Annotated in this window: 9 protein-coding genes; all 9 read left to right on the top strand. The window is 49.4% G+C overall.

What is annotated here, in order from left to right; all coding sequences use genetic code 11:
* The gene (locus tag ACYVGO_RS26285; protein ID WP_460971822.1) at positions 1 to 1500 is read left to right on the top strand and encodes an NCS1 family nucleobase:cation symporter-1; all 1500 of its coding nucleotides are present in this window, start codon (positions 1 to 3) and stop codon (positions 1498 to 1500) included.
* Between the two features lie 89 nt (positions 1501 to 1589).
* Positions 1590 to 2051 (top strand): IS200/IS605 family transposase, encoded by a 462-nt coding sequence (gene tnpA, locus ACYVGO_RS26290; RefSeq protein WP_460972112.1) that lies wholly within the window; start codon positions 1590 to 1592, stop codon positions 2049 to 2051.
* Positions 2052 to 2238: 187 nt separating this feature from the next.
* Complete coding sequence (gene hydA, locus ACYVGO_RS26295) at positions 2239 to 3621, top strand: dihydropyrimidinase (RefSeq protein ID WP_460971823.1); 1383 nt, start codon at positions 2239 to 2241, stop codon at positions 3619 to 3621.
* A gap of 117 nt (positions 3622 to 3738) precedes the next feature.
* Positions 3739 to 4605, top strand: coding sequence for a nitrilase-related carbon-nitrogen hydrolase (locus ACYVGO_RS26300; protein WP_460971824.1), 867 nt, complete (start codon positions 3739 to 3741; stop codon positions 4603 to 4605).
* A 103-nt stretch (positions 4606 to 4708) separates the two neighbouring features.
* Positions 4709 to 6055 (top strand): NAD(P)-dependent oxidoreductase, encoded by a 1347-nt coding sequence (locus tag ACYVGO_RS26305; RefSeq protein WP_460971825.1) that lies wholly within the window; start codon positions 4709 to 4711, stop codon positions 6053 to 6055.
* 75 nt (positions 6056 to 6130) lie between these two features.
* A complete protein-coding gene (preA, locus tag ACYVGO_RS26310; RefSeq protein WP_460971826.1) occupies positions 6131 to 7399 on the top strand; it encodes an NAD-dependent dihydropyrimidine dehydrogenase subunit PreA in 1269 nt (422 codons plus the stop codon).
* Positions 7400 to 7510: 111 nt separating this feature from the next.
* Positions 7511 to 8866, top strand: coding sequence for a uracil-xanthine permease family protein (locus ACYVGO_RS26315; protein ID WP_460971827.1), 1356 nt, complete (start codon positions 7511 to 7513; stop codon positions 8864 to 8866).
* A gap of 126 nt (positions 8867 to 8992) precedes the next feature.
* Positions 8993 to 10408, top strand: a complete 1416-nt coding sequence (locus ACYVGO_RS26320; protein WP_460971828.1) for an FAD binding domain-containing protein — start codon at positions 8993 to 8995, stop codon at positions 10406 to 10408.
* 140 nt (positions 10409 to 10548) lie between these two features.
* A complete protein-coding gene (locus tag ACYVGO_RS26325) occupies positions 10549 to 12729 on the top strand; it encodes a xanthine dehydrogenase molybdopterin binding subunit (protein WP_460971829.1) in 2181 nt (726 codons plus the stop codon).
* The last annotated feature ends 6 nt before the right edge of the window (positions 12730 to 12735 follow it).

Genomic DNA, 12735 nt, shown 5'->3' on the forward strand with positions numbered 1-12735 from the left:
ATGCAACTAGCCCAAGAAACAACTGTAGACGAGTCATCGGCTCTCTACAGCAAAGATTTAGCCCCCATTCCTGCGTCGAAACGAACGTGGAATACCTGGAATTATGCAGCCTTATGGATCAGTATGAGCCTGTGTATTCCTACGTATATGATGGCTAGTTCACTCATTCAGGGCGGTATGAACTGGTGGCAGGCTATTTTCACCATCTTTCTGGGCAATACGATTGTTCTGATTCCCATGGTCTTGAATGGCCATGCCGGTGCTAAATACGGTATTCCGTTCCCGGTTTTGGTTCGATCCAGTTTTGGCACTCGTGGCGCAAATATCCCGGCCTTGTTACGCGCCATTGTAGCCTGTGGCTGGTTCGGCATTCAGACCTGGATTGGCGGCTTTTCGATCTACCAGATGCTTCGGTTATGGATTCCATCATTGGAGACACTGCCCCAGGTGTTTCCGGCTTCCTTTGGCTTGCAAACGGGGCCAGCAATCTGCTTCTTTCTGTTCTGGCTGCTAAATATGTACGTTGTGTACCTTGGCGTCGAAAGCATCAAGAAGTTACTGGTTTTTAAGGCGTTCTTTTTACCCGTAGCGGCACTGGCGTTACTCTGGTGGGCAATCTCCGCCGGGAACGGCCTCGGCCCTATTCTGGAACAACCCGCTAAATTCGCTGACTCGGCAGCGTTCTTCGCGTTTTTCTTCCCAGCCTTAACAGGCATGGTTGGTTTCTGGGCAACTTTATCCTTGAACATTCCTGACTTTACACGCTATGCCACCAGTCAGCGGGCACAGATACGCGGGCAGGTTATTGGGCTTCCGCCCGCCATGACGCTCTTCTCATTTATCGGCGTAGTCGTTACCTCAGCTACGACCATTATCTACGGCACCACCATCTGGGACCCGCTCGTTCTGGCCGGCAAGTTCGACAGCAAACTCCTGGTCAGTGTTGCCATGATTGCGGTGGCTATTTCAACCCTGGCGACCAACATTGCTGCTAATATTGTCAGTCCGGCCAACGATTTCGCCAATCTGGCTCCCTCCAAAATTGATTTCCGAAAAGGTGGCTACATTACCGGCATCATTGGTATCCTGATTTTTCCCTGGAAGCTCATCGCCGATCCAACGGGCTTCATTTTTACGTGGCTGGTCGGTTATTCCAGTTTACTAGGGCCGGTCGGCGGTATCATGATTGCCGATTATTTCTTCCTTCGTAAACAGAAACTGGTGTTGGCCGATCTGTACAGTGAAACGGGGATTTATCGTTTTAAAGGTGGGTTCAACAACGCAGCCATCATCGCCCTTCTTGTGGGGATTCTACCAAACATACCCGGCTTTCTAACCACCATTCAGGTTATTCCGACGGACAGTGTTCCCGGCTGGATTACGCAGTTGTATAACTACGCCTGGTTTGTTGGTTTTTTTGTTAGTGGGGCGGTGTATTTGGGGCTGATGAGTAGGGATTCAGTTTCCAGTTTTCAGCAGCCCTTAGCGAAGGTAAGCTGACCGACTTTAAAGCCCGGAGGGCTGACATCTTTGTAGAAAACTAGCGTATAAAATTAGTATAAAACGCCATAGGCGTGACATCTTCTTTAATGGCAAACACGTATTCTCAAATCTATATTCAACTAGTTTTTGCGGTTAAGGGTAGAGAGAACTTAATAAAAGAGTCTTTCCGAGATGAATTGGAAAAATATATTTGCGGAATTGTGAGTGGCAAGAGCCAAAAAGTTTTAGCCATTTATTGCATGCCAGATCACACGCATTTGCTTATTAGTATAAAGCCTACTATCGCTTTATCTGACTTAGTTAGAGATATAAAAGCAAACTCCTCGGGGCTAATAAATGACAGAAAACTTGTAAAGAGTAAGTTTCATTGGCAGGAAGGGTTTGGCGCTTTTTCATATTCTAAATCTCACTTAGATAATGTTATAAAGTACATTCTTTCGCAGCCTGATCATCATCGTAAAAGGAGTTTTCAAGAAGAATACCTAGAGTTTTTGAAGAAGTTTGAGATAGACTATGAAGAAAAATATTTATTCGAATGGATAAATTAACCCAACATGGTCAGAACCTGAAAAAAGATACCGCTCCTACGGAGCTTTACTATCCGCGGAGAGACTTTTATTCTGCAATGATACCGGCCCGATGGGCCTGACTCGACTTTTGAACCTGATTTGTAGTTACGGCGCAAAAAAAACGTCTTAAACGTAAAAATGGACAGCCATAAACGATAGATTATTTATGTCGCTTTTGATAAAAAACGGTCGAATTATAACAGCGGCCGATGATTACGTTGCCGATATCTTCATTGAAGGTGAAACGATTAGCGCCATCGGCAGGAACTTAGCTGTTCAGGCCGATACGACTATCGATGCCACGGGTAAGCTGGTATTTCCCGGCGGCATCGACCCACACGTGCATCTAGCCATGCCATTCATGGGCACCTTTTCGAGCGATACGCACGAAACCGGAACGCGTGCGGCTTTGTATGGTGGCACAACGACCGTCATTGATTTCGTGCTGCAAAAACAGGGGCATTCACTCAAAGAAGCGCTCGCTGACTGGAACTCCCGTGCTCAGGGAACCACCGTTGGCGACTATAGCTTCCATATGGCCGTGACGGATTTTAATGAAGATACGAAGGCTGAAATTAAAGTAATGGTTGAGGAAGAAGGGATCACGTCCTTCAAAACCTTTATGGCCTACAAAGGTGCGTTGATGATCGACGATCGTCAGATGATTGGCCTGATGCAGGAGGTGAAAAAGCAGGGCGGCATGGTCACCGTTCACGCGACCAACGGCGATGTCATTGATTACCTCACAGCCAAACATCGGTCTGAAGGTAAATTAGCTCCGCTCTACCACTATCTCTCGCAACCCGAAGTAACCGAATCCGAAGCCAGTGGTCGTTTTTCCGACATGGCCGATTACACAGGTTGCCCCGGCTACATCGTCCATATGACCTGCGAAGGAGCCCTGAATGCGGTTCGGAACGCGACCCGGCGGAATCAGAAAGTTTTTGTTGAGACGTGTATCCAGTACCTGGTTCTTGATGCATCACTTTATGAGCAAAATTTCGAAGGTGCTAAGTGGGTGATGAGCCCGCCGTTACGGGAGAAAAAAGATCAGCAATCCCTCTGGGCCGGTATCAACCAGGGATTGGTACAGGTGGTCGCAACGGATCATTGCCCGTTCATGTGGGAGCAGAAACTGATGGGGAAAGATGATTTCTCAAAAATTCCCAACGGGCATCCGGCCATCGAAAATCGGATGGAATTACTGTACAGCGAGGGCGTTCACAAAGGTAAGATCACGCTGAATAAGTATGTCGAAGTGGCCTGTACGAACCCGGCTAAAATCTTCGGTATGTTCCCGCGAAAAGGAACGATTGCTGTAGGCAGCGATGCGGACATTGTCATTTTTGACCCCAACGAAACCCATACCCTTTCGGCCAAAACCCATCACATGAACGTCGATTATTCGGGTTACGAAGGCTGGGAGTTGACCGGAAAGGTAAAGACCGTCCTGTTACGTGGGCAGGTTGCCATTGATGACGATAAATGCCTGGTTGATAAGGGGTACGGGCAGTTTATCAAGCGAAATAAAGTGAGCGGGAAGATTTAAAAAAGGTTTACGGTTTACGGTATTCGGTTTACGGTTGGCTGGCGCGTCAATTATAGCTGGCGTCAGCCAACCGTAAACCGAATACCGTAAACCGAATACCATAAACTATAAACCAACATGCCACGAATTATCAAATCTGGATTGATACAAATGAGTCTGCCGATGACCGAAGGGGAAGGCACGATGGAGGAAATTAAAGAGGCAATGATTCAAAAGCACATCCCGCTCATTGAAGAAGCCGGTGAGAAAGGGGTGCAGATTCTGTGCTTGCAGGAGATATTTAGTACCCCCTATTTCTGCCCTGGTCAGAACAGCGCCTGGTATGCATCGGCAGAGTCCATTCCCGGTCCAACCACCGACCGGATGGCCGAGTACGCGAAGAAGTACAAAATGGTAATGATCGTGCCCGTCTACGAAAAAGAACAGGCGGGTGTACTTTACAACACCGCAGCGGTCATTGATGCCGATGGTACGTATCTGGGCAAATACCGCAAGAATCATATTCCCCATACGAATGGGTTTTGGGAGAAGTTTTTCTTTAAGCCCGGCAACCTGGGTTATCCAGTCTTTCAAACGATGTATGCCAAAGTCGGCGTTTATATTTGCTATGACCGTCACTTCCCCGATGGCGCGCGGTGCCTTGGACTGAACGGAGCCGAAATCGTGTACAATCCGTCGGCAACAGTCGCTGGATTGTCGCAATACCTCTGGAAACTGGAGCAACCCGCCCATGCGGCCGCTAACGGCTATTTTATGGGGTGCATTAACCGCGTTGGCGAAGAAAAACCCTGGAATCTCGGTCGGTTCTACGGCTCGTCGTATTTTGTCGATCCACGCGGTCAGATTTTCGCTCTGGCTTCGGAAGACAAAGATGAACTGCTAATCTCTGAATTCGACCTCAATATGATCGACGAAGTCCGCAGCACCTGGCAGTTCTTCCGCGACCGACGGCCGGAGACGTATGGTAAGTTGGTAGAGTTATAACTTAATGGATAATGTAAAATGAATAATGGATAATGCCAGTGCAGGATTCATTATTTTTCGATGGTTCTCATTTTACATTATTCATTGTACATTATCCATTAAAATGCCTATTCTCAACAACCGCTTAACATCGGAACAATACGAGCAAAACTTCAGCGACATTCACCCGCCCTTCGATTCTCGTGAAGCGGCACTGGTGGAAGCGAATCGCTGTTTGTTTTGCTATGATGCCCCGTGCATAAAAAGCTGCCCGACGAGCATCAATATTCCGAAGTTTATCAAGCAGATTACCACTGATAATGTAAAGGGTTCAGCGTTTACGATTCTCGACGCCAACATCATGGGGGGCGGCTGCTCGAAAGTGTGCCCGGTCGAGAAATTGTGCGAAGGCTCCTGCGTCTATAACTTTCTGGAAGAACCACCCATTCCGATCGCCAAACTACAGCGCTACTCTACGGAGAAAGCTATTGCCCATAAATGGCCATTGTTTCAGCGCAAACCCGAAACGGGTCGAAAAGTAGCGGTTGTGGGCGCTGGTCCGGCAGGATTAAGTTGCGCTCATGTGCTGAGTCGGGAAGGGGTCGACGTGACGATCTATGAGAAGGAAGCGAAAGGTGGTGGGCTGATGACCTACGGCATTGCGGCCTACAAAGTGACACCTGAATTCTGTGAGGATGAGGTAAATTTTATCACCTCGTTAGGTGGCATCGATATTAAATACGGGCAGGAACTGGGTAAAAACGTAACCTTGGCTGAATTACAGGCCAATTTCGATGCTGTCTATATCGGTATCGGGGTTGGCGTGGCGAGGCAGTTGGACATTCCCGGCGAAGACCTCACAGGTGTTGAAGATGCCATTCGCTTCATTTACGACATACGAGAAAAAGGTTATCCATCTATTCCCGTTGGCGACAAAGTAGCCGTTATCGGTCTTGGCATGACGGCCATCGATGCAGCTACGCAAGCCAAACGACTGGGAGCTAAAGAAGTAACCATCGTTTATCGACGCACGCAAGCTGAGATGCCCAGTACCGAAGTCGAGCTAAATCTGGCGAAACTGGATGGGTGTACCATCATCTGGCTGGCATCTCCCAAAGAAATCATAGGCGAAAACGGGCAGGTTACGCAACTGATTTGCAACGTGATGGAACTTGGCATTCCCGATACAAGCGGCCGTCGGTCGCCGGTAGAAACAGGCGAGACAATTACGCTTGATGTCGATATGGTGATCAAAGCCGCCGGTCAGGTTCCCTACGAGGAACTCGTCAGCAGTAACCAGCTCAACCACTGGAACGGCAAAGTAGCGATTGACAGCAATTGTGCCACCAACATTCCCGGCGTCTTTGCTGGTGGCGACTGCGTAAACGGCGGCAAAGAAGTAGTCGATGCCGTGCAGGCGGGTAAGGATGGAGCAAGGGCGATAGTAAATTTTTTAATGTTTAATGCATAATGTAAAATGAATAATGTAGGCTACTAACACTTCATTGTTCATTTTACATTATGCATTATCAATTCCTACTAATTCATGGCGGATCTAAGCGCAAACTTCCTCGGCATCAAATCGCCAAATCCGTTCTGGCTGGCGAGTGCCCCACCGACGGATAAACAATATAACGTGCTCCGGGCTTTCGAAGCGGGCTGGGGTGGTGTAGTCTGGAAAACACTGGGCAGTCAGGTCAAAAACGTTTCCTCCCGCTATTCGTCCATTGATTATGGCGGAACGAAGATGATGGGTTTCAACAATATAGAACTCATTTCCGACCGCCCGCTCGACATCAACCTCCGTGAAATCGCTGAGTGCGTCCGTCTATTCCCCGATCGGGCGATGATCGTATCACTCATGGCAGACAACTCCCGCGAAAAGTGGCACGAGTTGATCGCTCAGGTCGAAGATACGGGGGCACATGGACTCGAACTCAACTTCGGCTGTCCGCACGGCATGACCGAACGCGGTATGGGTGCGGCTGTAGGTCAGGACCCCGAAATTGCTAAAATGGTGGTTGAATGGGTGATGGAGAAAGCCACACTACCAGTCATTACCAAACTGACGCCCAATGTCCATTCGGTGGTGCCAACGGGCCGGGCATCGGTCGAAGGGGGCACCAACGCACTGTCGCTGATCAATACCATTCAGTCGATCACGGGTGTTGATCTGGATACGTTTGTGCCCAATCCATATGTAGCAGGAAAATCCGTGTACGGTGGCTATTGTGGTCCTGCCGTTAAGCCAATCGCCCTAAAAATGCTGACGACCATTGCACAGGATCCCATGACAGCACACGTACCCATTTCGGGCATTGGCGGAGTCAGTACCTGGAAAGATGCGGTTGAGTTTATGCTGTTGGGCGCGTCGAATGTGCAGGTCTGTACTGCCGTCATGAAACACGGATTCCGCATAGTTGAAGACATGATTGATGGCATGAACAACTGGATGGACGAAAAAGGCTTCAAGACCCTCGACGATTTCATCGGCAAATCCGTACCAACCATAACCCATTGGGAAGATCTGGACATCAATTACCACATCGTTGCCAACATCGATCAGGACAAGTGTATCCATTGCGGGTTGTGCTATATCGCCTGCGAAGACACCTCCCATCAATCCATTAATCTGACGTTTGGCAATCCATACAACACCTATTCCATTAAAGAAGATGAGTGTGTTGGCTGTAATTTATGTAAATTAGTATGTCCGGTCGATAGCTGTATCACGATGGTGGAGCAACGCAAGGGCGACGAGTACCTGAACTGGAAAGAGTTCCAACGGCGCGGCCTGCCCTTGAACGATCACTAAGCATTTAATGGATAATGAACAATGAATAATTGGGAAGCGGTTAAGTAGCTCAAGAATTTACCATTATCCATTTTTCATTATTCATTTTTCATTATACATTTCAACTAGACTATGAGCGAACCCGTCAACGCGCAATCTACCCGTCTCGTTTACGGTCTGGAAGACAAGGTTCCTTTGGTTCCGGCGCTTTTAGTGAGTTTACAACAGGTTGGGGCTATGGTGGTCGGCACCATCACACCAGCGCTGATTTTGTCGGGTATTCTGCATTTCAGCCCCCAGGACACCGCTTATCTCGTCAGCATGGCGCTGGTAGCGTCGGCACTGGGTACGTTTTTGCAAACCATGCGACTCGGTTTTATTGGCTCCGGCTTGCTGAGCATTACGGGTACCAGCTTCGCTTTTTTGGCACCGCTTATTCAGGCGGGTGTAACGGGCGGCTTGCCGCTTATGGTCGGTATGTCGCTGGCAGGAACGCCGGTACAGTTGGCTTTAGCCCCTTTTCTGCCCAAACTAAAACGAGTCTTCACGCCCTTAGTCTCAGGAATTGTGGTGTTGCTAATCGGACTTTCACTGATTCCGACGGGTATGCGAAGTATTGCCCGATTGCCGGCCGAAGGTGCCCCCGCCTGGAGCGGTGGTCTGGTTGCCCTGATTGTCATTGTGGTCATGATCATTGCTCAGTCGATTGGCAAAGCCTGGGCTCGAATGGCTGCGGTGCTCGTTGGCGTGGTTACGGGTTATACGATTTGTGGACTCATGGGTTGGCTTCAATCTCCTGCTCCGAGCAATGGTTCCTGGCTCACCCTTCCGCAGCTGTTTCCATATGGCTTGGCCATTAAATGGGAATTACTGTTTCCATTCGCGTTTATATACATCGTTTGCGTGCTGGAAGCGATGGGCGATATTACAGCCACCTCTCAACTGTCAGGCTTACCGACCGATGGCCCTGACCATTGGGCTCGAATTCGTGGGGGTATCCTAGCCGACGGGCTAACCTGTATTGGCTCGACGTTGATTGGTGGTTTTCCGAGTGCTACCTACGCCCAGAACAACGGTGTGATTCAGATGACAGGAGTTGCGGCTCGCCGAATCGGCTGGATCATGGCGATTATTCTGCTGTGTCTGGGGCTCTTTCCACCAGTGGGTCGCTGGATTACTGTTATGCCATCCTGTGTACTCGGCGCGCTGGCTATCATGCTTTTTGGCTTAGTGGCCGTTTCGGGACTTCGCCTGATGGTATCGGGCGGGTTATCGCAACGAGATGCGCTGATTGCTGCGATTTCTTTAGGCGTTGGCATTGGGGTTCCATCGCAGGAGGAGTGGTTAAAAACGCTTCCCACTGTTGTGCAGACGTTCCTGGAATCGGGCGTTTCGGCAGGTGGATTAGCGGCTTTACTACTCAATCTGCTATTGCCAGTTGAAGGACGAAACAAGAAACTAGAAAAAGAACCTGCTGAGGTTGTGTAGAGTACTAAAACCGCTAACAATAACATTTAAAAATATTTATTGAACACAGAGAACACAAAGAAAAAAATCATTACAACTCTGTGTTCTCTGTGCCTCTGTGTTTAATAAATAAGACTCGCTATTTTCTTGATAACTTTCATCCTCAATACTAAAGAAGTCAGTACGGCACTGTCCCCTGGCACGCCAGTGCTTGATTTTGTGCGGTATAATCAGCACCTGACCGGCACAAAAATAGGCTGTCGCGAGGGCGATTGCGGAGCCTGTACTTTATTAGTCGGCGATCTGTCAACTGGTGACTTACGCTACCGCTCGGCCACTTCTTGCTTGATGCCGTTGGGAAATGCACATGGGAAACATATCGTGACCATCGAAGGGCTCAACATGGCTGAGCTGAACCCAATACAACAGGCCATGGCCGACGAATCGGCTACGCAATGCGGATTTTGTACACCGGGCTTTGTTGTATCGATGGCTGGCTTCTGCCTAAGCAAAAAAGTGCCGACCCCACAAAATGCCATTGCTGCTGTAGATGGCAATATATGCCGGTGTACAGGCTACAAATCCATCGAACGAGCCGCTGGTCGCGTTGCTCAGTTACTGGAAGAACGGAACGATCAAGACCCAGCAAAATTTGCAGTGAACCAGTCCATTCTCCCCGCTTACTTTGCCACTATTCAGGAGCGTTTACAAACGTTATCGGTGAATCTAAATGGCGAATTAGCGAATAAAAACCCAGGTGCTCAGCGCGTTGGGGGCGGAACAGACGTATATGTTCAGAAACACGATGAAATCAAGGATGCTTCTATCCGGTTTCTGTTCGATACTGCCGGACTCAAAGGAATTAAACAGAAAGGCGATCAATGCCTGATCGGCCCATCCACAACGGTGACCGACCTCATTGAATCGCCAGTCATGCAGCGCCATTTCCCGGATTTCAAAGACTATACGAAACTTGTATCGTCTACGCCTATTCGGAATATGGCGACCATTGGCGGCAATTTCATCAATGCCTCCCCCATTGGCGATTTTACCATTTTCTTCCTGGCATTAGATGCTACGCTTACGTTTAGCGATGGCAGTCTGTTGCGGGAGGTAGCGCTCCGGGATTTATACAAAGGCTACAAAACACTCGATAAACGTCCCGAAGAACATCTGGAACAAATCCGGTTTGACTTGCCCGACAAAAGCACCCGATTCAATTTCGAGAAAGTCAGCAAACGAACACACCTCGACATCGCCAGCGTTAATTCGGCGCTTCGAATCTCGGTCGAAAACGATGTAATTACTCGCGTCACCCTATCCGCCGGAGGCATCGCGCCGATCCCCAAACAACTGACAAAAACAGCGGAGTTTCTAACCGGAAAGCTGTTGACCGAAGCCTTGATTCTGGAAGCCATAACCATTGCCCAAACCGAAATCGCGCCCATCAGTGACGCTCGCGGCACCGAAGCCTATAAACGACTACTGCTCAGCCAACTGATTAAGGCACATTTTATTAAGCTGTTCCCAGCGTTGAAAATAGAGCAGCTTCTATCGCGATGATTTTTCAGTAAGTGGCGTCAGTTTCTCAAAACTGACGTATTAGGTTTCTTAAAACCTAAATAACTTGTTCGGTTTTGAGAAACCTCACAGTGCCAGATTTAAGAATCTGGCACCACCTTATTAGTAGACTTTGACATACAATGAAAAATATAGATTCCAGAACACACGTACGGGGCGAGTCGGTTTATCTGGACGATATTCCGGTCATTCGGGGCACGCTGTTCGGAGCGGCATTCGGATCGCCGGTAGCGCATGGACTTATTAAAAATCTGAATCTGTCAAAGGCCGAAGCCATGCCGGGTGTGGTTCACATCTTTACGTACAAAGACGTAACCGGCGAAAACCAGATTGGCGGCATCATTCCTGATGAACCCCTGCTGGCTGAGCATCATGTTGATTATTGCGGGATGCCGGTTGCCTTTGTCGTTGCCGAAACCGAGGATGCCGCCCGAGCTGCTGTCAAACGAATTACGATAGATATTGAACCGTTGCCCATCATCACCGACCCACGGGAAGCGCAGGCAAACGGCCAGTTAATTGTTCCACCGCGAACGTTCCGCTTGGGTGATACAACAACCGCCTGGGCGCAGTGTGCTTATGTCGTTGAAGGCACCGCCGACACCAATGGGCAGGAGCATTTGTACATTGAAACGCAGGGGGCCTACGCCGTACCTCAGGAGAATGACGGCATAAAGCTTTACTCCTCTACACAAGGCCCAACGGCGGTGCAGCGAGCAGTGTCCAAGTCGTCGGGCTTGCCCATGCATCAGATTGACGTCGATGTGACACGACTGGGTGGTGGTTTTGGTGGAAAAGAAGACCAGGCCAATATGTGGGCCGCCCTGTGCGCGCTGGCCGCTCATGTACTCAGGAAACCCGTCAAATACGCGCTCCACCGGATGGAGGATATGGCCATGACGGGCAAGCGCCACCCCTACTCCTCCGACTTTAAACTGGGTCTCGATAAAGACCTGAAGATGGTCGCCTACGAAGCTACCTTTTACCAAAATGCCGGTGCCGCTGCCGACCTGTCTCCGGCCGTAATGGAACGGACATTGTTCCACTGCACGAACACCTATTTCGTTCCAAACGTTACCGCCACGGCCTACAGCTGCCGGACGAACTTACCCCCCAACACGGCCTTCCGGGGTTTCGGCGGGCCGCAGGGCATGTTCGTGATTGAAGCCGCGATTGCCAAAGCCGCCGAAGAACTGGGCATCGATGCCGCCGTTATTCAGGCGAAAAACCTGCAAAAAACGGGCGATGAATTTCCGTTTGGACAGAAAGCGCAGAGCGAAGCACATGCCTGCTGGAATAAAGCAGATGAACTCTATACGATAGCCGATATTCGCACTAAAGCAGCTTCGCTTAACACTGTTAACCTACTGAATAAGAAGGGAATTGCACTAATGCCAATTTGCTTCGGAATCTCGTTCACGAACACCCGTATGAACCAGGCAAGAGCATTGGTGCACGTTTATACCGACGGTAGTGTGGGCGTTAGTACCGGTGCCGTGGAGATGGGCCAGGGCGTAAATACAAAAATGCTCCAGGTGGCCGCTCATGTGTTTTCCATTGATCCCAAACGGGTCAAAATTCAATCGACCAGCACCTACCGCATCGCCAATACATCCCCCTCTGCCGCCAGCGCCACCGCCGATCTGAACGGCAAAGCGGTAGAGATTGCGTGCCTCGCCATTATGGAACGACTCAAGGCCGTTGCTGCTGATGAGCTGAAAGTTGACATAAACACGATCAGTCTGAAAGACGAATGGGTTTATGTCAACGGGCAGCAAACGGACTGGGATTGGCCTCGACTTCTGATTGCTGCATACGCACAACGGGTAAGTCTGTCTGAACACGCTCATTATGCCACGCCCGATATTCATTATGACAAAACGCTGGAAAAAGGCCATCCGTTTGCGTACCACGTTTACGGAACGGCCATCGTTGAAGTGACGGTGGATTGCTTACGGGGAACCTACGAAATAGACTCCGTAAAAGTCGTTCATGATTTTGGCACGAGTATGAATCCGCTCATTGATCGGGGACAGATTGAAGGTGGTATTGTGCAGGGCATCGGCTGGATGACGATGGAAGAAGTCGTGTTCGATAAAGCGGGTCGACTACGATCAAATGCCTTATCGACCTACAAAGTGCCCGATATTTACTCCGTTCCGAAAGAAATTGCGATTGAACCGCTCCAAACGGAAGCCGAAAATCTGGCCATTTTTCGATCGAAAGCCGTTGGTGAACCGCCCTTACTATACGGCATCGGTGCTTATTTTGCCTTACGGATACCCAACCCAACAGCACCATAGCTATTC

The sequence above is a fragment of the Spirosoma migulaei genome, from assembly GCF_054776855.1.

What these genes read in the sequence shown, in the direction of transcription:
- ACYVGO_RS26285 (WP_460971822.1), top strand. Translation starts at nt 1, where the DNA reads ATGCAACTAGCCCAAGAAACAACTGTAGACGAGTCATCGGCTCTCTAC.
- tnpA (WP_460972112.1), top strand. Translation starts at nt 1,590, where the DNA reads ATGGCAAACACGTATTCTCAAATCTATATTCAACTAGTTTTTGCGGTT.
- hydA (WP_460971823.1), top strand. Translation starts at nt 2,239, where the DNA reads ATGTCGCTTTTGATAAAAAACGGTCGAATTATAACAGCGGCCGATGAT.
- ACYVGO_RS26300 (WP_460971824.1), top strand. Translation starts at nt 3,739, where the DNA reads ATGCCACGAATTATCAAATCTGGATTGATACAAATGAGTCTGCCGATG.
- ACYVGO_RS26305 (WP_460971825.1), top strand. Translation starts at nt 4,709, where the DNA reads ATGCCTATTCTCAACAACCGCTTAACATCGGAACAATACGAGCAAAAC.
- preA (WP_460971826.1), top strand. Translation starts at nt 6,131, where the DNA reads ATGGCGGATCTAAGCGCAAACTTCCTCGGCATCAAATCGCCAAATCCG.
- ACYVGO_RS26315 (WP_460971827.1), top strand. Translation starts at nt 7,511, where the DNA reads ATGAGCGAACCCGTCAACGCGCAATCTACCCGTCTCGTTTACGGTCTG.
- ACYVGO_RS26325 (WP_460971829.1), top strand. Translation starts at nt 10,549, where the DNA reads ATGAAAAATATAGATTCCAGAACACACGTACGGGGCGAGTCGGTTTAT.